At 67.6% G+C, this 23,260-nt stretch carries 18 protein-coding genes and 1 pseudogene; 15 read left to right on the top strand and 4 right to left on the bottom strand.

Annotated elements, in window-relative coordinates; translation table 11 throughout:
* Positions 1-8: 8 nt before the first annotated feature.
* On the bottom strand, positions 9-974 hold the full coding sequence (locus JQN84_RS29580) for a UbiA family prenyltransferase (protein ID WP_204961877.1): 966 nt from the start codon (positions 972-974) through the stop codon (positions 9-11).
* A gap of 749 nt (positions 975-1,723) precedes the next feature.
* Between JQN84_RS29580 and JQN84_RS29575 the strand changes: the two genes are divergently transcribed.
* The 11 genes from JQN84_RS29575 (at position 1,724) to gap (ending at position 15,967) form a co-directional block, all read left to right on the top strand.
* Positions 1,724-3,547 carry a non-ribosomal peptide synthetase gene (locus tag JQN84_RS29575; RefSeq protein ID WP_204961876.1) on the top strand — a complete coding sequence of 608 codons (1,824 nt, stop codon included), beginning with the start codon at positions 1,724-1,726 and terminating at the stop codon, positions 3,545-3,547.
* A 58-nt stretch (positions 3,548-3,605) separates the two neighbouring features.
* Positions 3,606-8,048 (top strand): type I polyketide synthase, encoded by a 4,443-nt coding sequence (locus JQN84_RS29570; RefSeq protein ID WP_204961875.1) that lies wholly within the window; start codon positions 3,606-3,608, stop codon positions 8,046-8,048.
* Positions 8,049-8,091: 43 nt separating this feature from the next.
* Complete coding sequence (locus JQN84_RS29565; protein WP_204961874.1) at positions 8,092-9,201, top strand: serine hydrolase domain-containing protein; 1,110 nt, start codon at positions 8,092-8,094, stop codon at positions 9,199-9,201.
* The gene (locus JQN84_RS29560; RefSeq protein ID WP_204961873.1) at positions 9,189-10,097 is read left to right on the top strand and encodes a diiron oxygenase; all 909 of its coding nucleotides are present in this window, start codon (positions 9,189-9,191) and stop codon (positions 10,095-10,097) included. The genes JQN84_RS29565 and JQN84_RS29560 overlap by 13 nt, the downstream gene beginning before the upstream one ends.
* Positions 10,094-10,945, top strand: coding sequence for a class-II aminoacyl-tRNA synthetase family protein (locus JQN84_RS29555; RefSeq protein ID WP_204961872.1), 852 nt, complete (start codon positions 10,094-10,096; stop codon positions 10,943-10,945). The genes JQN84_RS29560 and JQN84_RS29555 overlap by 4 nt, the downstream gene beginning before the upstream one ends.
* A gap of 78 nt (positions 10,946-11,023) precedes the next feature.
* Positions 11,024-11,269, top strand: a complete 246-nt coding sequence (locus JQN84_RS29550) for a hypothetical protein (RefSeq protein ID WP_204961871.1) — start codon at positions 11,024-11,026, stop codon at positions 11,267-11,269.
* A 12-nt stretch (positions 11,270-11,281) separates the two neighbouring features.
* Positions 11,282-12,100 carry an SAM-dependent methyltransferase gene (locus JQN84_RS29545; RefSeq protein ID WP_204961870.1) on the top strand — a complete coding sequence of 273 codons (819 nt, stop codon included), beginning with the start codon at positions 11,282-11,284 and terminating at the stop codon, positions 12,098-12,100.
* A 79-nt stretch (positions 12,101-12,179) separates the two neighbouring features.
* Positions 12,180-13,400: an MFS transporter gene (locus JQN84_RS29540; protein WP_204961869.1), complete on the top strand. Its 1,221-nt coding sequence runs from the start codon at positions 12,180-12,182 to the stop codon at positions 13,398-13,400.
* A gap of 18 nt (positions 13,401-13,418) precedes the next feature.
* Positions 13,419-14,219, top strand: a complete 801-nt coding sequence (locus JQN84_RS29535) for an alpha/beta fold hydrolase (protein WP_204961868.1) — start codon at positions 13,419-13,421, stop codon at positions 14,217-14,219.
* 148 nt (positions 14,220-14,367) lie between these two features.
* Positions 14,368-14,952, top strand: coding sequence for a TetR/AcrR family transcriptional regulator (locus JQN84_RS29530; RefSeq protein ID WP_204961867.1), 585 nt, complete (start codon positions 14,368-14,370; stop codon positions 14,950-14,952).
* A gap of 4 nt (positions 14,953-14,956) precedes the next feature.
* On the top strand, positions 14,957-15,967 hold the full coding sequence (gene gap, locus JQN84_RS29525; RefSeq protein ID WP_204961866.1) for a type I glyceraldehyde-3-phosphate dehydrogenase: 1,011 nt from the start codon (positions 14,957-14,959) through the stop codon (positions 15,965-15,967).
* Between the two features lie 200 nt (positions 15,968-16,167).
* Here gap and JQN84_RS29520 read toward each other — a convergent pair whose 3' ends face one another.
* A complete protein-coding gene (locus tag JQN84_RS29520; protein WP_204961865.1) occupies positions 16,168-17,103 on the bottom strand; it encodes an NYN domain-containing protein in 936 nt (311 codons plus the stop codon).
* Between the two features lie 314 nt (positions 17,104-17,417).
* Complete coding sequence (locus JQN84_RS29515; RefSeq protein ID WP_204961864.1) at positions 17,418-17,825, bottom strand: PaaI family thioesterase; 408 nt, start codon at positions 17,823-17,825, stop codon at positions 17,418-17,420.
* 176 nt (positions 17,826-18,001) lie between these two features.
* Between JQN84_RS29515 and JQN84_RS29510 the strand changes: the two genes are divergently transcribed.
* Positions 18,002-19,120, top strand: a complete 1,119-nt coding sequence (locus JQN84_RS29510; protein ID WP_204961863.1) for an aromatic ring-hydroxylating oxygenase subunit alpha — start codon at positions 18,002-18,004, stop codon at positions 19,118-19,120.
* Positions 19,121-19,278: 158 nt separating this feature from the next.
* Here the strand turns inward: JQN84_RS29510 and JQN84_RS29505 are convergent, their stop codons facing one another.
* Positions 19,279-19,872, bottom strand: coding sequence for a TetR/AcrR family transcriptional regulator (locus JQN84_RS29505; protein ID WP_204961862.1), 594 nt, complete (start codon positions 19,870-19,872; stop codon positions 19,279-19,281).
* 105 nt (positions 19,873-19,977) lie between these two features.
* Between JQN84_RS29505 and JQN84_RS29500 the strand changes: the two genes are divergently transcribed.
* The 3 genes and pseudogenes from JQN84_RS29500 (at position 19,978) to leuS (ending at position 23,233) form a co-directional block, all read left to right on the top strand.
* Positions 19,978-20,352: a VOC family protein gene (locus JQN84_RS29500; RefSeq protein ID WP_204961861.1), complete on the top strand. Its 375-nt coding sequence runs from the start codon at positions 19,978-19,980 to the stop codon at positions 20,350-20,352.
* Positions 20,353-20,558: 206 nt separating this feature from the next.
* Positions 20,559-20,657: pseudogene (locus tag JQN84_RS29495) on the top strand (IS5/IS1182 family transposase); the annotation flags it as partial.
* 110 nt (positions 20,658-20,767) lie between these two features.
* Entirely contained in the window at positions 20,768-23,233 is a 2,466-nt protein-coding gene (gene leuS / locus JQN84_RS29490; protein ID WP_307821484.1) for a leucine--tRNA ligase, read from the top strand.
* The last annotated feature ends 27 nt before the right edge of the window (positions 23,234-23,260 follow it).

Below are 23,260 nucleotides of genomic sequence, written 5' to 3'. Positions count from 1 at the left end.
TGTTGTGGTCAGAACGTGTTGCGGCAGACAAGGGAAATTCCTAGCGCGACGATAGCTCCATATTGACCGACCATGAAGCTGCGGTAGGGGTGACCGAGGGAGTCGGCGGTGAGTGAGCGGCAGTCGCGGGCGAGACGGGACGCCGCCGCGGTGAGTACCAGCATGGACGGTAGCAGGATCGGTGCTGCCAAGGTGGCCGCCGTGAGGCCCGTCGCCGCGACCCCGACCGCCAGTACGGCGGTGTACCGAGCGACGGGATTGACCCCGTGCCGCACCGCGAACGTGCGCCGTCCCGCCAGGGTGTCACCCGGCACGTCCGTCAGATCCTTGGCCAGGGCACCCACCAGCCCCATCCACGATGACATGATCAGGCCGAAGACGATCGCGGCGGTGCTGAAGCCCTGCGCGACACCCATGCCCCCCAGGAAGGTCAGCAGCCCCAGGCCGGTGACGACGGCCGAGGTGGCCACCCCCTGGTGCTTGGCCGGGAACGGAGGACCCGAGTAGGCAAACCCCAGGCCCAGGAAGACCAGTACTTCGACCTCGATGCCGGCCACCGCGCCGGCGCCGAGCGCCAGGGTGGCCATGCCGCCTGTCAGCACCGCCGCGCTCGACCGGGGCAGTCGCCCCGACGCGACAGGGCGCCGCGAGCCGTTACCGCGGTCCTCGGCGACGTCCATGACTCCGTTGAAGATGTAGACGGCGACGGCGGCCGAGAACCACGCCACGGTGCCGACGGCGATCGCGTCGAGATGGGCACGCGCCTGGCCGGCAAGCGCCGCCCCGGCCAAGAAGCGGCTGAGGAACATCACCTGGACCAGTGGCCGGGACTCCAGCAGCCCCATGGCCAACGTGTGACCTGCGGCGCTGGTCGCGTTGAGCACCTCGACTGAAAATGTGGATTTTCGGCGATCGTTATGCGTCATTTTCGTGAACCCCGTTTTCACGCTGACCCGATGAAAGCAATGCAGCACCAGCCTCGTTCCTCAATTAAGGAATGTCCAGAGGAGGCCCGCTTGCGGGGGTGGCGACTCCACGACGCGCGGCGCGAGTCACGCCAACGGTGGTGGCAGTCAGGTCTGACACCGGCGAGGCAGTAGTAAGCTGCCGGTTGCTCTCGGTTCTGGTAACAACCTGGCTCACCGTCTGAGCTTGCGGTTGCAGGTGACCCGGCAGGGGAATCCCGGCCCGCAACAATCAGAACGAAGCTTTCCCTCATGATCGCTCGGAGCGTCGCACGGGTCACGGCGGTCGCGCGGCATGTCGTGCCATGGGTCAAGCGATCCTTCCGCCATCGACCCCCAGCATCCGGGCCTGCTGGGCCAGGACGCCCACGGGCGAGCCCGGCGACGCCGTCGTCAGACCCGTGCCCGCCGGTGCCGCCAGAGCACCCCGGCTGAATAGCGGTTGTTCCCTGGTCAGGTGGCAATTGGGCGGCTGCGTGCCAAACGCCGATCCGACCAGCTGGATCGCGTTTGTGCGTGCAGTTGTCGGTCGTTGAGGGATTACTGCGGAATGATGGCCGTAATCCTTTCGAACGAGTGGGTCGGTGTTGACTGAAAAAGTGGCCCTTGTTAGCGTCGGGACGACCTTCTGGAATCGTCACGCTTTTGATCTTTGCGTTGTCTGAGCTTACGGTCGACTACGGGGAGTTGTTATGCCATCGGCGTCGTTCGTGAACAGTGGTCGTCGGTCGATTGTCGAACAGTGCCGTCGGCGAGCGATGAGCACGCCCGACGCGGTGGCCGTGGCCGACGCCACGGAATCCTTATCCTGGGCGGATTTCTGGCACCGGGTAGAGGCGACCGCCGGCGTGTTGCGCGCTGCCGGCTGCGGGCCCGCCCGCCCGATCGCGATCTGCATGGCACCGACGGTGAATCGTCTGGTGGCGATGCTTGCCGTGATGGGGATCGGCGCGCCGTACGTCCCGGTCGACCCGCACTACCCCGATTCCAGGATTCGCTCCATGGCCGACGTGGCCGACGTGGGGTGTGTCCTCGTCGACGAAACAACCGAGAAGAGCTTCGCTGCGCTGCCGTACCGGCTCCTGAACCCCTTGCCATGCTCACCCGATCAGGGCGGAGCCGCTGTCGTCGAGCCGGGGAGCGCCGACCTGGCGTACCTCATCTTCACCTCCGGATCGACGGGCGAGCCGAAGTGCGTCGCTATCGAGCACGGCGGTGTCGAGAACCTGTTCGCGGCACTGGACCTGGTGTTGCCGAGACCGCGCAGTTGGCCGGAGGAATGCTGGCTCGCCGCGGCCAGCATCTGCTTCGATCTGTCGGTTGTGGAATTGTTCTGGCCGTTGACCCGGGGTATCCCCGTCATGCTCGCCGCTTCCGATTCCCTGGCCGGCAGGAACAGTGACGGTGTCGAGGTGCTCAACAGCATGCTGACCAGCGGGCGGGTCACCCACTTCTTCGTGACGCCCTCGCTGGTGCAGCTCATGCTGCAGGACCGCGCGATCGCCGCCGGTATCAGCAAGCTGCGGGTGCTGATCCTGGGCGGCGAGATCGTCCAGCCCGGGCTGGTCGGCCAGCTCAGCGCGGTGGAACACGTCTACAACGCCTACGGCCCGACCGAGGCCACCGTAGCGACGACGCTGCACGAGTGCTCCGACCGTGACACCGGCTACGTACCGATCGGGCGGCCCCTGCACGGCTACACCGTGCGTGTCGTTGACGAGGCTGGGCGGGAATGCTCGCAGGGCGAACCTGGTGAGCTGCTGATCGCCGGTCCCGGCCTCGCCCGGGGTTACGTCAACGACCCAGAGCTCACCGCCCGCAAGTTTCCCGTCCTGGGCGATGGAGAGGACCGGCGGCGCTGGTATCGCAGCGGCGACCTGGTCAGTGTCGGTGCCGACGCCACCCTGCGCTACCACGGCCGGATTGACGGTCAGGTCAAGGTGCGGGGCTATCGAATCGAGCTCGGCGAAATCGAGGCGACGCTCCGTGCGATGGCTGAGGTCGGGGAGGCCGTCGTGCTGCCCGTCCGGGATGACGCCGGCAGGGTGAGCGGGCTTGTCGCGGCGGTGAAACCTGCCGCACCCGGTCTCACGGCAGACACGGTCAGGACCCGGCTCGGTGAGTCCCTTCCGTGGTACGCGGTACCGCACCTGGTGCGGATCATGTCCGCGCTGCCGCTTGCCGTGAGCGGCAAGGTGGACCGACGGGCGGTGGAACGGTTACTGGCCGGCAGCGGCCCCGGGGCAGCCCACGCCGGCCGGGAGGGCCGTTCCTACGAACAGATTGTCGCCGATGCCTGGGCCACGGTGCTCGGCACGGATCGGTCGTTCGCCACTGACGAGCGGTTCTTCGACGTCGGCGGCAACTCGGCACAGCTCGGCTCGGTCTTCACCCAGCTGGTCAACGCTGTCCCCGAGGCGGACCTGCGGCTGATCGACCTCTATCGGCACCCAACCGTCGCCGCGATGGCGGCACGACTGCGCACACCCGCGCCCACACCGCACCGGGCCGGCGGCTGGGTTCGTCCGGGTGGCGCGTCGAGCGCGGCGGAACGGAGGCGTCTGGCCCGGCGGGCGACGTAGGGCAGCGTGCGAGGTAGGAGCAGAAAGAGGCGGCACCACCCACGGGAGGATCCGGTCAATGAGCTACGAGGACAGCGTAGCGATCATCGGAATGGCCTGCCGGTTTCCCGGCGCGGACACCCTTGAGAGGTTCTGGTCGAACCTGGTGGGGGGCGTGGAGTCGATCACTGTGACCGACGGGCCGTCCGGGTGGATACACGCTTCGGCCCTCCTGGACGGCATCGACCGGTTCGACGCCGGCTTCTTCGGCTACAGCCCACGCGAAGCGGCGCTACTCGACCCACAGCAGCGGCTCTTCCTCGAGGTCTGCTGGGAGGCACTCGAGGATGGCGGCGCGGCGGGTCAGCGGGGCACGCCGGATGTCGGCGTGTACGGTGGCTGCGGCACCAGCCTCTACCTGATGCACCACCTCGGGCGGCAGGCGAGCAAGCCGCTGCCGAACTTTCTTGACTCGGCGCAGGACCTACAGCTGATCATGGCCGCCGGAAGCGACTTCCTGACCAGCCGGGTGTCGTACAAACTCGATCTCAACGGTCCCAGCGTGAGCGTCCACGCCGCCTGCGCCACCGGCCTCTACGCGCTGCACCTGGCTTGCCAGGCGTTGCTGGCGGGCGAGTGCGACATGGCCCTCGCCGGCGCGGCGCACGTACCGGTGCCGCAGATCGATCGTTATCAGCCAGAGCCCGGTCTGGTGCTCTCCGCGGACGGGCACTGCCGGACCTTCGATGCGGGTGCCACCGGGACGATCTTCGGCAGCGGCGTCGGCGCAGTCCTGCTCAAGCCGTTCGACCGGGCGATGGCCGACGGCGACCGGGTGTATGCGGTAGTCCGCAGTACCGCGATCAACAACGATGGGTCCGGTAAACCGGGGTTCAGCTCCCCGAGCCTGTCGGGTCAGGCCGCAGTGATCCGTCAGGCGCTCGCCGCCGCCGACGTCGAGCCCGGCTCGATCTCCTACGTCGAGGCGCACGGCACCGCGACACCGACCGGCGATCCCATCGAGGTCGCGGCGTTAACCGAGGTGTTCGGAGGGGTCCCGCCCGGCTCCTGTGCCCTGGGCTCGGTCAAGACCAATATCGGGCATCTGAGCTGGGCCGCCGGCATCGCCGGGCTGATCAAAACGGCGCTCGCTCTCTGGCACCGGACGCTGCCGGCCTCGTTGCACTACCGGGAGCCTAATCCGGGCATCGACTTCGCCGGGTCGCCCTTCTTCGTACAGTCCGAGACCGCGGGGTGGGAGTCCGGTGGGACACCGCGCCGGGCCGGGGTCAGCGCCTTCGGCCTGGGCGGCACGAACGCGCACGCGATCCTGGAGGAGGCACCACCCGGTCCCGCCGAAACCGGCACCGACGCCAGAATCCAGGTACTACCCCTCTCCGGCGAGTCCGAGCCCGCAGTGCGTGAGCTGGCGTCGCGGATCGGTACGGCCCTGCTGGGCGAGGCCGCGCCGAGCGCCGCTGACGCCGCGTTCACCCTCGGCACGGGGCGTCGACACTTCCCGTACCGGGCGGCGGTCGTCGGTTCAGACCGCAAGACGCTCGCCATGCTGCTGGATGCCGTGACGAATGGCGAGGCGGACGCGGCAGACGGGTTCGATGGAGAGATCGGGCTCCACTCCGGCGTCGCCCGTGACGCCGTACCCCGGCTGACCGCGCTCTTCTCCGGGCACGGTGCCGAATACCTGGAGGCCTGTCGCGATCTCTACCTGACCGAGCCCGTGTTCCGCAGCTTCATCGAACGTGTCGACCCGCACTACCAGCAGCTCATCGGCCACCGCCTCTCCAGTTTCCTCTATCAGGATGAGGCGCGCCGGGGGATGCCGATCACCGACTTCCGGCTGGCCCAGCCGGTCGTCTACACCCTGCAGGCGGCGCTGCTCACCCTCTGGCGCCACTGGGGCATCGAGCCGGACGGGTACGTCGGCCACAGCCTCGGCGAGTACGCGGCGGCGTACGGTGCGGGCGTCTTCGACTTCACGACCGGGCTGTATCTCGTGTCCGAGCGTGCCCGGCTGTTCAGCACCCTGCCCGAGTCCGGTGCTATGGCCGCCGTCTTCGCCGACGAGCGTTGGGTGCGGGAGCTGCTGGCCGAGCATGATCAGGTCGACCTCGCGGCGGTCAACGCGCCGAACCGTACCGTGATCTCCGGTGACGGCGCCGCCGTCCGAGCCGCCACTGCGGAGGCCGAGCGGCGCGGCATCATCTGTAAGCCCCTGCGGGTCGGCCGCGCCGCGCACTCCCGGCAGGTCGACGCGATCCTCGACGCCTACGCCGCCGTACTGGACGCCGTTGACCTGCGCCCGCCGGTGCATACGCTCGTGTCCACGCTCACCGGCGCACCGGCCACGGCGGAGATCGCGACGCCCGAATACTGGCTGCGGCAACTGCGTCAGCCGGTCCGGTTCGTCGCCGCGATCCGCGCAGCCGTCGGGGAGGTGCCCGGCATCCTGCTCGAGATCGGCCTGGCCGACACCCTCACCGGCCTGTCCCAGCTCACCCTCGGCACCGACCCCCGGAACGAGCCGACCTGCCTCGAAACGCTGCGCTGGGATCGCAACGACGTCGCCTCCACCCGGCTCGCGCTGGCCGGTGCGTACACGGCGGGACTGGAGGTGGACTGGTCGTCCGTTTCGCCCGGCGGCCGTACCGTCACCCTGCCCACCTATCCCTTCCAGCGGGGGCGGCACTGGGTCGAGGCGGTGCCGACCGGTGGGGACACGGCGGTCGGGCGCGTTGATGACGACCTCCCGGAGAGCCCCGACGGGGTAGCTCAGGACGGTCCCGCCCTCTACTCGGTCACCTGGGCCGACGCGCCCGCGATCCCGCTGACCCGAGCGCCGGGCCGGGTCCTAGTCGTCGCCCCGTCCGTACATTCGGCCGCCGAACTGACCCGGGAACTGGAGCGCCTCGGAGCCGAGGTTCTGGTCCACGTCCACACCGACGACGCGGTGGCGGACACCGTGCGGGTGCTGACCAGCCTTCGGCCGGCGACGGTCGTCAACGCCGTTCCCGTGCTGCGCAAGCGGCAGACCGACCTGGGTGAGCTTTCCACCCGTACGGTTTCGGCCCTCGACGAGGTGGCCGCGGCCGGGGGAGCGGCCACCCTGCAACTCTTCCAGGCGCTGGCCAGGGCGAACCTGCCCGCCGTCGTCTACACCGTGACTGCTGGTGCCCGTCGCGTCCTGACCTCAGACGACGTGGTCTCCGCGCAGGGCGCGATCATCGGTCTGGCCCGAACCGCGCGTACGGAGTTCCCGGCCGTCCGGCACGTTCTCGTTGATCTCGACGCGGCCGCGACCAAGCAACGGTGGACCGCGACGATGTCGTCGTTCGCCGCCGTCCTCGGTTCCCTCACCGTCGGCTCCGGTGACGCCGAGTTGGCGCTGCGCGGTGACCGGGTGCTGCTGCCCCGACTCCGGCATACCCCGGTGCCCGTGCAGGGCGGGCCGTCCCGTCTCGATCCGGAGGGCTGGTATCTGGTCGTCGGCGGACTGTCCGGTGTCGGCCTGGAGTGCGCGCATGCGCTGCTGGAGCTCGGTGGCCGGCGGTTGGTCCTCGGTGGCCGGTCGGCACCCCGCCCGGAGCAGGAGCGGCGGCTACGGAGACTGGCCGAGGAGTTTGGGGCGGAGATCCTGACCGAGAGGGTGGACGTCACCTCTGCACAGCAGGTCGACCGGCTCTTCGTCAGCTACGGCGGGACGGGCGCGGGCATCCGGGGCGTCGTGCACGCGGCGGGCGTCATCGACGATGCGACCATCGACCGGACGGATTGGCGCGGCATCGAAGGGGTGCTGGCACCGAAGGTGGAGGGCGCATGGAACCTGCACCGTAGTGCCGCCGAGCACGCGCCCGCCCTCGACCTGTTTGTCATGACGTCCTCCTTCACGGGGCTGTTCGGTAATCCCGGGCAGGCGGCGCACGCGGCGGCCTGCGCCTACCTGGACGCGTTGGCCGGGCATCGTCGGGCACTCGGCCTCCCTGGCTTGTCGATCAACCTGGGTTCCTGGTCGGAAGTCGGCTATCTGGCCGGTAAAACCGCGCTCCTGCTCCGGCTCGACGAGCAGGGCCTCGGCACGTTCACCAGCGCCGAGGGGCGCCCACTGCTGCGTGCCGTGATGGCCAGCCGGTCTTCGGGACAGGTGGGGCTGTTGGCGGTCCGTTGGAAGGATCTCGACCCGGAGCACCACCTCGCCTCCAACCCGCTCACCGGCGACCTGACCGGTGCGCTGCCAGCGCTCACCGTCGCCGCGCCCGAGGCGGCCCCGGAGGACGTACTGGCCTGTTGTGTGGAGGTCGTAGCGCGGGAACTGGGTTTCGACCGCGACGAGATCGACGGGCTCGACCTGGCGCGGGCGGGCATGGACTCACTCAATGCCCTCACCATCCGCAACCGGCTGCAGCGCCGTCTGTCGGTACCGCTGCCTCCCTCGATCTGCTTCGACAGACCAACCGTGGGCGAGCTGGCCGAGGAGATCGAGCGGCGGATGCGGGAGGGGGCCTGATTTGGAACACATCGTCGGCACCCACACCGAAGAGTTCCTCCCGTTGGCTGAGGAGTTCGACCGGATCCACCGTGAAGGGCTGGACTCCCACAGCGAGCTCTGCGTGTACGTGGACGGCGAGGAGCGGGTCCGGCTGCGCTCCGCGCAGCGCACACACGACCAGGTGCAGAACGTACGCTCGGTCAGCAAGGCCCTGCTTGCCGTCATCACGCACGCGCTGCACGAGCGGGGCGCGATCGACATCGATTCCCCGATGGCCGAGGTCTGGCCGGAGTTCGCCGCGGCCGGTAAGACCTCGCTGACGCTGGCCACCTTCCTCGCTCACCAGGCGGGTCTGGTAGGCGTCGATCGTCGGCTCTCCGTCGATGACGTGCTCGACTGGTATCCGGCCGTTGATGCCCTCGCGGCGCAGCGCCCCTACTGGGAGCCGGGAACCGACCACGGCTACCACGACCTGACCTTCGGGTGGGGCGTCGGCGAATTCCTGCGGCGGGCCACGGGCAAGCGTGTGGACGAGCTCTTCCAGGAGCACTTCCGCGAGCGGCTCGGTGCCGAGGTTCGCATCGGCATCAACGACCTGACTCGCTTCGCGCCGTTCCGCCAGACACAGCCGACCGGCACCAGCACCGCCGCGGACATCCTGGCCCTGCTCGGCGACCGCACCTCGTTGTTGAGCCGCTCCCAGCGCAACCCGAACCTGACGGGTGTGGAGAACTCTCTGCGGTACCTGGGCGCCGAGGTGCCCGCCTGCAACGCTGTCTCCTCCGCAAGCGCACTTGCGAGGATCCTCGCCGCCACGATCGGCACCGTCGACGGCGTACGCCTGTGGAACGCGTCGACCCTGCGACGCGCCACCCGGCTACGGCGGCGCGGGCCGGACCGGGTCTTCGCCCGGGAGCGCGCGTACGCGCTCGGGTTCATGTTGCCTGACCCCCACCTACCGCAGGCGGGTCTGACGGTCGACTCGTTCGGTCACTACGGGCAGGACTGTGCGCTGGTCTTCGCCGTGCCGGCCGAGAACCTGGCCTTCGCGTACACGACCACTCAGCTCAACCGCCGAATCGACCAGTACACGAGGACCGACGACCGCATGGACCGGCTGGGCCGGCTGGCCCTGGAATCGGTAAGAACCAGGAGGGTATGTCGATCATGACGTCTGCGCTCATCGACACCAGCGAGCGGCTTCGAGAAGTCCTGAACCGGCTCAGCTCGAAGTCTGTCGAGGACTACTACAACCCCTACCAGATGTTCGAGTGGCCACAAGCACTCCCGGAGCGTGCGTGGTGGATGAGCCCCGAGCTGACGACCACGTACGACACGGAGGTCGCGCGCGAGCTGAGCGAGGAACAGCTGTACCGGCTCTCGAAGTACGAGAGTCTCAACTTCTACAGCCTCAACGTGCACGGGATCCGCGAGTTGCTCATCGAGGTCACCCGCCGGATACACACCGTCGAGTTCGCTACGCCGTCGGAGTTCTTCCACCATTTCATCGGTGAAGAGAACGAGCATATGTGGTTCTTCGCCCAGTTCTGCCTGCGCTATGGCGGCAAGCTCTACAAGCAGCCGCGTGGTGGTGCCGAGACCATTCCGCCGAGCGACGCGGCGAGTCTGCTCGTCTTCGCCCGCATCCTGATCTTCGAGGAACTGGTGGACCACTTCAACGCCAAGATGGCGCTCGACGACCGCCTGGACGTCACCATTCGGAAGATCAACCAGATTCACCACCAAGACGAGTCCCGCCACATCGCGTTCGGGCGGGAGTTGGTCCGGCTGCTCTTCGACGGGTTCCGCGAGCGGGCTACGCCGGAGGAACTGGCCCAGGTCGCCGACTACCTGAGCCGCTACCTGACCTACAGTTTCGAGTCGCTGTACAACCCGCAGGTCTACAAGGACGCCGGCATCCCCAACCCCCTGGAGGTACGGCGACGCTTGCTCGACGACCCGCGCCGGGCTGAGTTCGAGGCGCAGGTGTTCCGCAAGACCAACTCGTTCCTGACCCGGCACGGACTCGTCGCGGTCGGCGCGGCGGGAACCGGGGCCGTCCGATGAGCGACGCGGGGTGCCACCGGATCACCGGCGGCCGGGCCATCCTGGGGCCTGCCGAGACCGCCCTGCTGCGGCTGCTGGACGACACCTTCCGCGGCTGGGCGACGGAGGAGGGTGGCCTCGAGCTCTCCGCGCCGCCGGTCTATGCCGTGGACGAGCTGGCGAACTTCGACGTCTACACCAACTTTCCGCATCTCGCGCTGGTCGCCGGCGGCCTGCGCGCACCGGTTTCCGGTCCCGACGGTGACCACTTCGCAGCCGACCAGGTCACCCCTGCCCGGCTTGGGCTGTCCACGGCGACCTGCTTCGGCGCGTACCTCTACTTCCAGGACCGAACCGTGCCGGCGGACACCCTGGTGACGCTCGTCAACCGCTGTTTTCGCAGCGAGGAGCACTTCGATGGCCTACGTCGCCTACTCACCTTCCAGATGCGCGAGATCGTTGCGCTCGGGTCGTATCAGCACACGCAGGAGGTGATCGCCCGTTACCGGAGCAGAATCGAGAAACTGCTCGGCGAGCTTTCGCTGGAGTTCACGGTGGACGCTGCTTCCGACCCCTTCTTCGAGAAGGGCGGCGCTCGCGCCCTGCTCCAGCGGATGCAGCCGGTGAAGTACGAGTTCAGCGTCGACGGCCTCGCGATCGCCTCGGTCAATACGCATCGCAACTTCTTCGGCGAGCGCTGCCGCATCGGCATCGACCTGCCGGATGGCACGACCGGGAGCACGGCCTTCACCGGCTGCGTCGCTTTCGGGCTGGAGCGGTGGGTGAGCGTGCTGACCGATCGGTATAGGTCGGCCGGTCGCGCACACGAGATGGTCGAACGGACGATTCGTGAGCGGCAGTCCGTCTAGCGCCCTGCGGATCGATATGGACATCGTGCTGATCGTCGGTGGCCGCCGCCATGTCGACAGGTGAAGGGAATCTCGGAGATGACCCAGCAGACAACGACCCCGATCAACCGGATCAAGGAATGGATCCTCGCCAAGCACGAGGACCGCGTCGAACTCGCCGCCGACGAGGATCTGATCGACAACCGCCTCGTCGACTCGCTGTCGTTCGTCGAGTTCGTCTTTCTCATCTCGGAGGTAAGCGGTATCGAGATCGACATGGACACGCTCGACATCGGTGAGGTTCGCACCCTCTCCGCCATCCAGAAGCATTTCCTGGCCGCATAGAAAGGTGAACCGGTGGACCAGATCTCCTACACCGCCCAATGGACCGCCGCCGCCCGCGCACAGGAGACGGAGCGGCCCGACGGCATCGTCCGCGACGAGTACGCCCGGCAGTTGGCCGAGCCGCGCGGTTTCGAACTGCTCGAACACTACCGGGGCGCCGGGGTGGTCGACTTCGTCGCCGTGCGCACCCGCTACATCGATGACGCGCTCGTACGCCTACTCGCCGAAACCGGCATCCAGCAGGTCGTTATGCTCGCCAACGGCATGGACGTTCGCACCCACCGCCTCAGGTGGCCGCCCGGCGTCACGGTGTACGAGGTCGACCACGATGCCCTGCTCGACGAGAAACAGCGGCGCCTGGCCGAGCTCGACGCCGAGCCGCAGGTGAACATCGTGTCGATCGGGGCCGATCTGGCCGGCGACTGGCTGACGGTGCTGACGTCGGCAGGGTTCGTGCCCGACGAGCGTACGTTGTGGATCGCCGAAGGGCTGATCTTCTTCCTCACCGAGGCACAGGCTGGGCGGCTGCTCAGGGGGGTGGCCGGCGCGAGCCAGCCGGGCAGCCGCCTGGTTCTCGATCTGGCCAGCGCAGCGCTGCTGCGCCACCCGATGACCCAGTCGTTCCTGCAGCGTCTGCGCGACGATGGCACGCCATGGCAGTTCGGCACCGACCATCCGGCGGAGTTTCTGGCCGCGCACGGCTGGACCGTCCGGGACCTGCGGCAGCCGGGCGAGCCGGGCGCCGGCGAAGGGCGTTGGCCGTACCCGGTCGCGCCGCGCGAGGCACGCGGCGTCCCACGGAGCTGGCTGGTCAGCGCCGATCTTTCCTGAACGTCTTTCCCGCTGGCCTCGAAACGGCGCGACCCCGAATCTCAGAAAATCACGTTACTTCGCTGAATATGGTAGTGAGATGACCAAGTCTGGAAATAAATCCGGTGGCCTGCCCTGGCAGGCGCGCATACTGGTTCTGACGCTCGGCACGTTCGTCGTCGGAACCGATGGATTCATCATCGTCGGCCTCTTGCCGGAAATCCACCAAACGCTGGGGATCAGCATTGCGGCGGCCGGCCAGATGGTGAGCGCCTTCGCCATCGCGTACGCGCTTCTGGGCCCGGTCCTCGCCGTACTGACCGGGCGCTGGCCGCGTCGCCGGACCCTGGTGACCGGGATCGCGCTGCTCGCCGTCGGCAACGCCGTGACCGCCTCGGCGCACGCGTACTGGCTGGTCCTCGCGTCACGTGTGCTCGCCGGATGCGGTGCGGCGCTTTTCGTGGCGAGTGCCGTGGCGACCGCGGCGTTCCTCGCCGGCGAGGAACGCCGCGGTCGAGCGATCTCGATGGTGACCGCCGGGGCCACCCTGTCGCTGGTGCTCGGTGCGCCGTTGGGCACGCTCATCGGTGGGGCGTGGGGCTGGCAGCGGGCGATCTGGTTCGTCGCCGGGGTCGCCGCAGTCGTCGCGGTCGTACTCAGCTTCCTGGTTCCGGCGATCGAGCCCGACCGGAGCGCGTCCCTGCGACAGCGCCTCACGCCGCTGACCGACGGGCGGGTGCTGCGGATCCTGGTCGTCACACTGCTCGCGTTCATCGGGGTCTTCCTGCCCTTCACCTACATGAGCGCCGTCTTCGCGCCGGCCCTCGACGGCCACGAATCCCGGCTCGCCCTGCTGCTACTGGTGTTCGGCGTCGCCGCGACGGCCGGCAACCTCACGGCGGGGTGGCTGGCCGACCGGTACGGCCCGCGCCAGGTCGTCATCGGTGCCACCGTGGGCATCGCTGTGGTGTGCCTGCTGATGCTCGCGGTCCGAGACCAGTTCCTCCTCGTGGTGGTCGCCGAGGCGCTCAGCGGCGTCGTGTCTTACTCGGTCATCGGGCCACAGCAGTACCGCATCATCGCGTTCGCGCCGCCCGGCGGGGCACCGTTGGTCACCTCGCTCAACACCTCGACCGGCTATCTCGGCCAGTTCCTGTCCGGCGTCATCGGCGCGGGTCTGATCTCCACCACCGGCGCCGCCACCTTGTTGCCAGCCGCAGCGGGCTTCGCGGGGCTGGCCGCGCTGCTCACGTGGGCGCTGTCCCGGCCGCGATGGGAGGCCGCCGCCGAACCCGGGGCAGTCGCCACCGCCGCGAAGTAGACAACGAGAGGAAAGCGCATGTTGAGCATCACGACGCAACGCAGTGTCGACGTCGCGGGTATCCCGGTTGGCTACCACGTCGCCGGGGAGGGACCGGGCCCGGAGCTCGTCCTCGTGCACGGTGGCACCGGGCACCCGGAAACCAGTTTCGCCAGCCTGCTGGAGCACTTCACCGGGCACCGTCGGACGATCGTGCCGGGTTACTCGGGCAGCAACCTCACCCCGCTCCCCCCGCACGAGCTCACCGTCGACATGCTGGTCGACCAGGTGGCGGGGGCGCTCGAGGCCGGTGCAGAAGGCCCGGCGGACGTCTTTGGAATCTCCACGGGCGCCGTCGTCGCCGCCGCGTTGGCCGGCAAACGGCCGGATCTCGTACGCCGGGCGGTCCTGCTGGGCGGGTTCGAGCACTTCCGCCAGCCCTGGCAGCGGCTGCTCATGCGTACCTGGCTGAGTCTGGCCAAGCTTGACGGGAATGCCTTCGCCGAGTTCACCCTCCTACATGTCGTCTCGGACACGTTCATCGATTCGATGAGCCCCGGCGAGCGGCTACGGCTACGGTCGGGCCTGATGCCGTCGGAGGGCCTGGTCGCCCTGCTGGAGCTGATCAACAGGCTGGACATCAGCGAGCACGTGCGCAACATCAGGTGCCCCACGCTTGTCATTGGTATGCGGCAGGACCAGCTCGTGCCCGTCCGCTACGCCCGCGAGTTCCGCGACGCCATCGGAGGTAGCGAGTACGTAGAGCTGGACTGCGGGCACGCCGCAGCCATGGAGAGGCCGGCAGAGCTCCTCAAGATCATCGAAGAGTTCCTCGCCTGACTCCGGGTCCTGTCCGGTTGGCGTGTAGGGCCGCGCGGACCCCCGGCTGGCGCAACCGCATGGGCCTGACCGCCCTGGCTGGTCAGCGACGACGACTCAGTCGGGCCGTTCCGGAGCACGTGTACCTACTAGTAGGTACACTGGTCCGGTGGATTCGAGAAAGCTCCTGGTCGACACGATGAGTGAACTCATGTGGGAGCGCGGCTACTCCGACACCAGCCCGCGCGACGTGCGCGAACGGTCGGGCGTCGGCCAGGGCAGCATGTACCACCACTTCCCGACCAAGCGGGATCTGGCGCTCGCCGCGCTTGAGCGTAACGTCGACGACCTGGTGCCGGCGGGGTCCGAACTCGATGGCCCGGGCGACCCGATGGCCCGAATCGAGGCGTACCTCATGCGCCCACGCGACGTCCTCAAGGGCTGCAAGGTCGGCCGGATGACCCAGGATCCGCAGGTCCGGGAGGACCCGGCGCTACTTGCCCCGGTGTCGCGCGCGTTCGCTCAGGCACACGCCAACCTGGTCGGCGTGCTGCGGGAAGCGATCGCCGCCCGCGAACTGCGGGACGACCTCAACCCCGAGCAACTCGCCCACACCCTGATGGCCGTCCTGCAGGGCGGGTACGTGCTCGCTATCGCCCAGCAGGATCCGGGCCCGTTCGACGACGCCCGCGCCGGTGCCATCGACCTGCTCCGGGCCGCGTCGCCTTCCGTGCTCAACCAAGAGAGGAACTGAAGCCATGACGGTACGCATCGGCATCAACGGGTTCGGACGGATCGGGCGTAGCTATCTGCGCGCTGCCCTGGCGAACAACGCCGACGTCGAGGTGGTCGCGGTCAACGACCTCACCGACGCCCGTACGCTGGCTGCACTGCTCGAGTGGGACTCGGTTTCCGGCCACCTCGACGATGTCGCCTTCGACGGCGACGCGATAGTTGTTCAAGGCACGCGCATCAGGGTTTTCGCACAGTCCGATCCGGCCGCCATCCCCTGGGGCGAGGTGGGTGCCGACGTCGTTATCGAGTCCACCGGCCACTTCACCGACGGCTCCGCCGCGGCGGCCCACCTCAAAGGGGGCGCGAGGAAGGTCATCATCTCGGCCCCGGCCAAGGGGGACGTCCCCACGATCGTGCTCGGGGTGAACGACGACAGGCTCGATCCGGAAGGCCACGACGTCTTCTCCAACGGTTCGTGCACCACGAACTCGCTCGCGCCGTTGGCGAAGGTGCTCAACGACTCGTTCGGCATCGAATCAGGACTGATGACGACGGTCCACGCCTACACGAGCGACCAGCGGCTCCACGATGGCCCGCACTCCGATCTTCGCCGGGCCCGCGCAGCAGCCCTGTCGATCGTTCCCACGTCGTCGGGTGCGGCGAAGGCTATCGGAAAGGTCATCCCGGAACTCGACGGGCGTCTCACCGGGGCCGCTCTACGCGTCCCCATTCCGGCGGGCTCAGTCACCGATCTCACCGTGGTCCTCCGTCGGAGTGCCGATGTCGAGGAGGTCAACGCGGCGTTCCGCGAGGCGGCCGACTCCCCGCGGCTACGGCACTACCTTCAGTACTCCGAGGCGCCGCTGGTTTCGGCGGACATCGTCGGCAACCCCTACTCGTCCATCTTCGACGCGCCGCTGACGGCGGTCGTCGGCAACCAGGTCAAGGTGTGTGGCTGGTACGACAACGAGTGGGCATTCGCCAACCGTCTCGTCGAATTCTCCGAGCGGATCGCCGCGACCGCAGTGGCCTGACGCCGAAGACCACCCGACGTCAGATCGGCAGGGAGGCAATTGATCGAGGCTGTGAGCCAGGCATCTGGTCTGTCGTCGCCAGGTGGTGAGGTTCCCCGGTTTACCGGCGGCTCCGCGGGACCTGGAGCGGCGCCTGCCTCACCTGCCACCAACCCGTGAAACCCTTGTACCGCAACAAACGCCTCAGAATCTAACAACCACTACCAGGCATGATCATACTGCTCCCAAAACCGTGCCCGAAGCTGGTGTCGCACGGCTTCACTCAGATCGACTTCACCGAGCCGTTCCGACAGGTCGGTCAGTAGGGCTTTGTCGATGTCGCGTGGGATCGATGGTTTGCCGGCGGTGAGTTCCGCCAGGGCCTCCGGCGTGGCGGAACTGCGGAAGGTCGTCAGGACGTTGGTGACGACCGAGCCGATCTGTTCGGCGAGGTCAGGAGGCTCCTCGTGATTCGTCGTGCCCGTCCTGACATCCAGGGTCCCGCTGGCGGCGGGCGCGGATGACAGGTGGGGTGCTGGTGAGCCGTCCTGCGCGGTGAAGTCCGTCAACGGGGCCTTGGCGCGCTGGTGCCCGCCCAGCGACACCGCCATCGGTGACGGCACCGCCGAGGGTGTCTCCATCTTCGTCACGGCGGTGTCGATGGCGTCCGGGAATATGATCTTGAGCCCGTCGGCCGCCCGGATCAGATGCCGGCTGATGCCATGGGGCCGGTCCTGCCCGTTGGGGACGGCGAGCAGGATGACCTGTACCCCGTGCACCTGGGCCTCCTCCACGGCCTCGGTCAGATCATCGTCGCCCGAGACGAGGACGAAGACGTCCGCAACCGCGTTGCGTGCGTGCATCACCAGGTCGAGCCCAATGCGCAGGTCGACGCCCTTCTGCTGGCCGTCCACGCCGAACCGGCCGAGTCGCAGCTTGACGTTGGGTAGTTCACCGATGAACTGCTGCGAGCCGTCGGGTACACCGTCTCTCGCGGAGTCGTACCAGTGCACGCGCAACATCGGCAGCTCCGACAGCGCCTCGGCCTGCTGGACCAGCGCGTCGATCAGTGACTCGTAGTCGACCTGAATCCCGTTCCGCAGCGACGTCCCCGTCACCCGGACCGCTGCGGCGCTGAGCAGGTAACCGACGTCCACGTACAGGGAGCATTTAGGCCTCACGACCCACAGGATGCCACCCCCGTGCCGCAACCATCGAGGCCGCAGCCCGGCGGTGCAGCTGCGGTGCCCGCAGGCAATGGCATCCGCGATCTTGACATCGCGCCGTCCTGGGGTCGGGGCGTAGCACCACGCATTGATCAAGGACAGGACCAAGCGGACGGCCAAGCCGGCGATGAGGGGCCGTTTCAGGAACGACGACGAGCAGCCGGCCGCCGGCGCTGGCGCAGTTGACCAAGCCCCGAGCTGTTGGGCCGCCGCGGTCGTTGGTCTCCGGAACCGTCAGTCGAGAACTACGACCGGGCGGAGACCACCGTGCCCTGGGCGATCGCGCAGAGGGTCTCCTGGTCGTCCTGCACCGAGTAGATCTCGCACTGGCAGACGGCCTGCCGCTTGCCGACGCCCTTGGCCACCGCGCGGCCGACCAGGACCGCACCCGTGGCTGGCTTCAAATAGTTGATCTTGAATTCGGAGGTCAGCGCGTTGCCGCCCAGTGCCAGCCCACCGGCGAAGGTGATCGAGTTGTCGGCCAGGTAGCTGAGCACGCCGCCGTGCACGTACCCGTGCTGCTGCTTGAGCTGGTCGGTGATGGTCACCGACAACTCCGCGCTGGTCTGACCGACCCCGGTGAGCCGCGCGCCGAGGTACTGACTGAACGGCTGCGCGTCGAACACGCTGTGCGCGAACTGCTCGAGATCCATCGTTCCTCCGGACACCGGCCACATTGACAGGGTGCGCTCACCAGCGATAATCGGTGAAAAGTGTGCTGACGACTCCCGATTGGATTCTAACAGGGCACATCGACCCGCCGCCCACCGGCGGCGGGCCCCGGATCTAAGGAACGTGTCTGATGAATCACCAGGAACAGGTAGAAATTATGAAGGGCCTTTTCGCGCTGCGCGAACAGGGCCGCGATCAGGAAATGCTCGGCCGGGTCGTCGAGGTGCCGGTGAGCAACTACACGGACGCCGACATCCTCGACCGCGAACTGGCTGGCGTCTTCCGCGACTACCCTCTGGTGGCCGGGCACGTCTCGAACGTCGCCGAACCGGGTTCCTACCTGTTGAGCGACTGGAACCGGATCCCCTACGTGGTGACCCGCGATCGGCAGGGCCGGCTGCGCGCCTTCCTCAACCAGTGCCGACACCGGGGCGCCCGACTGGTGAAGGGGGACGAGAAGCAACTCAAGGCGTTCGTCTGCCCGTTCCACAACTGGGTGTACGACCTCGACGGCTCGCTACGCTCGATCAGCCGGCAGGAGGACTTTCCCGGCATCGACCCCGACCAGTACGGCCTGAAGGAGTTGCCGGTCACCGAGGCGGGCGGCCTGATCTGGGTGCACCCGGACCCGGCGGGCAACCTCGACCTGCGGGCGTACCTGGGCCGGATGCTGGACGACCTGGTGGAATTCGAGGTCGACCAACTCGTCCGGTATCGGAAGACCAAGGTGGTGAAGAATGCGAACTGGAAACTGCTGATCAAGACCTATCTTGAGGGTTACCACGTCCCGTATCTGCACCGCAGCACCCTGTCGAAGGCATTCCGGAAGGGCGTGCTCTCCTATTTTGAGGACGGTCCGCACATCCGCATGTGCGCCGCCCGGTCGAATATCGAGGAAGCCCTGACGACCGAGCCCGACTCGTGGCGGATCCTCGAATACGCCTCGGTGTACTACGTGCTCTTCCCGAACACCTTCTTCATCATGCACCCGGACTACGTCTCGATCAACATCTTCTGGCCGGAGGCACCGGACCGGACCATCTGGACCCACGAAATGATGTACCGGGCCGCCGACTTCCCGGGCGAGGAGGGACAGGCGGCGCTGGCCAAGCGCTTCGCCTTCACCAACGACGTGGTGTTCGGCGGGGAGGACTTCGCGGTGGCCGAGGACGTCCAGGAGAACCTCCGCTACGGTGCCAACGAGGTGCACACCCTGGGCCTGGCGGAGGGTCTGCTCGCCATCTTCCAGCAGAGCATCGACGACCGCCTGCGCTGAGAAACCGACGGACGGCCCCGACGCGCTGGCGTCGGGGCCGTTCGCACCGCGCTCGCCCGGCCACGGCCGCCCCTGGGGCGGAAGGGCACCGGCGAAACCGCCCCGACCTCGCGAAACCCCCACGAGAGCCGTCGATGAGGGCCTTCGGTACCCGCCCCTTATGCCGGGCGAGGCTGAACGCCGAGAAGGCCGAGGGCATCCTCGACGACGCGCGCGACGAACACCGCGTCGAGTGGCTCGCGGGAGAACCAGCGACGGTAGAACAGCGGGCCGGCGACGGCGGCGGTGACGTCAGCCGGTCCACGGTCCGCAGCGAGCTCACCCCGAGCGCGCGCGCGTTCGGTCACCACACCGAACGGAGCCAGTATCCGGGCATGCAGATCCGCATGGAGCCCGGCCAACTCGGGATCCCGCTCGGCAACATCCACGATAGAGGGAAGAACCGTCGCCCAGCGCGCACTTCGCAGCTGCTCGGCCAGTTCCTCGGTCAAAGCGGTGAGATCGCCGTCGAAGCTGCCGGTGTCGGGAACCGCTGAGGTCGACCCGATCGTCGAGCAGGCCTCAACCAGCAGCGCGGCACGCGACGGCCAGTGGCGGTAGATCGTGGTTTTGGCCACGCCGGAACGTCGTGACACCTCGTCGATGCTGACGCCGCCGATGCCGCCGGACGTCAGCAGCTCGTACGTCTGGGCGAGCACTGCCGCCTTGGATCGCTGGACGCGGACGTCGACGGAGTCCCCGGATCGGGCCACCTTGTGATCTCCCCATCTTTCATGACCGGAAACAGTACGCTACGGTAGCGTAGCGTTTCTGAGGGCTGGATGGTCCGGCTCACCGAAGATAGTCGGGAGAACGCCATGAAGTTCGCCTCGGTCCGTCTCGTTACCGACGACCTGCCCGCCCTGGTCGCTTTCTACGCCGCGCTGACGAACACCGAGCCGGTGACGCCCTTCGGGCCCGACTATGCCGAACTGCACACCGAGGGCGGCATCGTCGCGCTGGCCGACGGCACCGCGGTCAAGCGTTACAACAACGGAGCGGCCGAGGCCGCCGCCAACCGGTCCGCGATCCTCGAATTCGAGGTCGACGACGTCGATGCCGAACGCGCCCGCCTGAGCGAGCAGGTCACTGACTGGGTTCAGGAACCCACCACCCAGCCGTGGGGCAACCGGTCGATGCTCTTGCGCGACCCCGACGGCAACCTCATCAACCTCTATTCCATCGGCCACTGAACGGCCCGGGTAGATGAAATCAGCGGCAACACTCTTCATCGCCGGCGCCACCTCCGGCATCGGACTCGGCCTCGCCGTACGACTGCGGCAACGGGGTAACACCGTCATCGTCGGCGGGCCGCCGCGCCGACCGGCTCGCCGACATCCGCACCGAACGTCTGGACGTCGACACCGTGGTCGGTGCACCACAGTGGCAGTTCCGTCCAATCCTGGTCAAGCTACGCTGCTGCCCACACCGAGCGACCGCGATCGTGCAGGCCGTCCTCGTCCCGCACCACGTCGAAGCCGACCGCCACGCACGATGAGAATGACTCATTGACCCTGCTCGTCAGCCCGCCGAGATACTGACCTACAGTGGCATGGGGCGAGCCGTTGCCGATCCGCGTACCCATTGAGCCGTGAGGAGTCAGCGCACGTGGAGGAGAGCTATAACCCCCATGCTTCCGTTGATAGGTGGCAGAAGGTTTGGGCTGATCAGCGCGTCTTCGAGGCGGAAGGGCTCCCCGACGATCGGCCCCGCTCCTATGTGGTGAGCATGTTCCCGTACCCATCGGGCGATCTTCACATGGGCCACGCCGAGGTGTACTCGATCAGTGACGGCATCGCTCGGTTCCTTCGCATGCGAGGGATGAACGTGTTGCATCCCATCGGCTGGGACTCGTTTGGTCTCCCCGCCGAAAACGCGGCATTCAAAAGGAATCTCGACCCGCGCGACTGGACGTATCGCAATATTGAGGTCCAAGCGGAGTCATTTCGTAAGCTGGGCGTATCGTTCGACTGGCGCACTCGCTTTCACACCTCTGACCCCGAGTACTACCGGTGGAACCAGTGGTTGTTCCTGCGTATGTTCGAGCGTGGTCTGGCCTACCGCCGTTCCGCCCCGGTCAACTGGTGCCCGGTGGACCGGACCGTGTTGGCCAACGAACAGGTCGTCGCCGGTTGTTGCGAGCGGTGCGGCAGCCAGGTTGAGACGCGTGACCTGACACAGTGGTTTTTCCGCACGACCGCGTACGCGCAGCGCCTGCTCGACGATATGAGTGAGCTGAAGGAAACCTGGCCGGCGGACGTGCTGGCGATGCAGCGGAACTGGATCGGGCGGTCCGAAGGCGCCCACATCGACTTCGCCATCGTTGGACGGGACGAGCCGGTGCGGGTCTTCACGACCCGCCCGGACACGATCTTTGGAGTTACGTTCTTCGTCGTGGCGGCCGATTCGCCGCTCGCCGACGAGTTGTGCGCGCCGCAGCGACGAGCGGAGTTCGAGGCGTACCGGGCCGGGCTGCGGACGACCTCGGAGGCTGACCGGCTCGCCACCGACCGACCCAAGACGGGGGTCTTCCTCGGCCGCTACGCTATCAATCCGGCCAACGAGGAACAGATTCCGATCTACGCCGCGGACTATGTGCTCGCCAGCTACGGCACCGGGGCGGTCATGGCAGTGCCGGCACACGACCAGCGCGATCTCGATTTCGCCCGGGCGTTGGGACTTCCGGTGCGCGTGGTCGTGGACACCGGGCAGCCCGAACCAGCCGAGACCGGGGCGGCGACCTCCGGCGGCGGCACGCTCGTCCGTTCCCGCCATTTCGACGGCATGTCATCCGACGTCGCAGCGGCGGCGATCGTACGTGAACTCGCCGAGCGGGGCTTCGGCGAACCAGCCGTGACCTACCGGCTGCGCGACTGGCTGCTGTCGCGGCAGCGATACTGGGGGACGCCCATTCCCATCGTCCACTGCGAAAATTGCGGCGAGGTGGCGGTGCCGGACGAAGAGTTGCCGGTCCGGTTGCCAGAGTCCGGTTACCAGTTGCGGTCCGATACCGGGCAGTCGCCGTTGGCCAGCGCGAAGGACTGGGTCGAGGTCGCGTGCCCCAGTTGCGGCCAGCCCGCGCATCGCGACACCGACACGATGGACACTTTCGTCGACTCGTCGTGGTACTTCCTGCGCTATCCCAACCCGCACTACCAGGACGGGCCCTTCGACCCGGCCGGCATCCAACGCTGGTTGCCGGTGCACGAGTACATCGGCGGCAAGGAACACGCCACCGGCCATCTGATGTACGCCCGTTTTCTCACCAAGGTTCTTCACGACCTGGGGCATCTGCCCTTCGTCGAACCGTTCGTAAGGCTCACCAACCAGGGCCAGGTAATCATGAACGGTAAGGCGATGAGCAAGAGCCTCGGCAATCTGGTCAACCTTCAGGATCAGATCGCGCAGTATGGCCCGGACGCGGTCCGGGTGACAATGGTCTTCGCTGGCCCCCCTGAGGAGGACATCGACTGGGCGGACGTGTCACCAACCGGCGCCGTGAAGTGGCTGACCCGGGTGTGGCGGCTGGCTGGCGAGGTTGATCCGGCGACCATCGATGCCGATCCAGCTCAGGGTGACAGGGATGTACGTCAGGCAGTCCACCGCCTGATCAACGACGCGACCGCGATGATGGAGAGCAAGCGGCTCAACGTGGCAATCGCCCGCTTGATGGAACTCACCTCGGTGCTGCGGCGGGCTGTCGATCGGGGATGCGGACCGGCCGACCCGGCGGTGCGGGAGGGAACCGAGTCCCTGACGCGCATGCTCTCCTGCTTTGCACCGTTCACGGCCGAGGAGGCGTGGGAGCGGCTTGGCCGGCAACCCTCAGTCTGCTGGGCCGGCTGGCCGGAGGCGGATCCGGATCTGGTCGCGACGGAAACCATCACCTGCATCGTCCAGGTGGACGGCAAGTTGCGGGATCGAATTGACGTACCGGTGGATGTTTCCGCGGATGCGCTGCGCAGCCTTGCGCTGGCTTCGCAGAAGGTCCGGCACGTGCTGCAGGGGGCTGCCGTCGCGAATGTCATCGTCCGCCCGCCCCGGGTGGTCAATGTGGTGTCCGCACCGCACTGAGTCGGCACCACAGCCCGGCGTGCACGG

The sequence above is a fragment of the Micromonospora humidisoli genome (assembly GCF_016900955.1).
GTDB classification, from domain to species: domain Bacteria; phylum Actinomycetota; class Actinomycetes; order Mycobacteriales; family Micromonosporaceae; genus Micromonospora; species Micromonospora wenchangensis.
Note: the sequence above shows the minus strand (reverse complement) of the source record. Positions and strands in the feature narration are given on the sequence as shown.

What these genes read in the sequence shown, in the direction of transcription:
- gap (WP_204961866.1), top strand. Translation starts at nt 14,957, where the DNA reads ATGACGGTACGCATCGGCATCAACGGGTTCGGACGGATCGGGCGTAGC.
- JQN84_RS29500 (WP_204961861.1), top strand. Translation starts at nt 19,978, where the DNA reads ATGAAGTTCGCCTCGGTCCGTCTCGTTACCGACGACCTGCCCGCCCTG.
- JQN84_RS29550 (WP_204961871.1), top strand. Translation starts at nt 11,024, where the DNA reads ATGACCCAGCAGACAACGACCCCGATCAACCGGATCAAGGAATGGATC.
- JQN84_RS29575 (WP_204961876.1), top strand. Translation starts at nt 1,724, where the DNA reads ATGAGCACGCCCGACGCGGTGGCCGTGGCCGACGCCACGGAATCCTTA.
- JQN84_RS29560 (WP_204961873.1), top strand. Translation starts at nt 9,189, where the DNA reads ATGTCGATCATGACGTCTGCGCTCATCGACACCAGCGAGCGGCTTCGA.
- JQN84_RS29535 (WP_204961868.1), top strand. Translation starts at nt 13,419, where the DNA reads ATGTTGAGCATCACGACGCAACGCAGTGTCGACGTCGCGGGTATCCCG.
- JQN84_RS29515 (WP_204961864.1), bottom strand. Translation starts at nt 17,825, where the DNA reads ATGGATCTCGAGCAGTTCGCGCACAGCGTGTTCGACGCGCAGCCGTTC.
- JQN84_RS29555 (WP_204961872.1), top strand. Translation starts at nt 10,094, where the DNA reads ATGAGCGACGCGGGGTGCCACCGGATCACCGGCGGCCGGGCCATCCTG.
- JQN84_RS29570 (WP_204961875.1), top strand. Translation starts at nt 3,606, where the DNA reads ATGAGCTACGAGGACAGCGTAGCGATCATCGGAATGGCCTGCCGGTTT.
- JQN84_RS29510 (WP_204961863.1), top strand. Translation starts at nt 18,002, where the DNA reads ATGAAGGGCCTTTTCGCGCTGCGCGAACAGGGCCGCGATCAGGAAATG.
- JQN84_RS29540 (WP_204961869.1), top strand. Translation starts at nt 12,180, where the DNA reads ATGACCAAGTCTGGAAATAAATCCGGTGGCCTGCCCTGGCAGGCGCGC.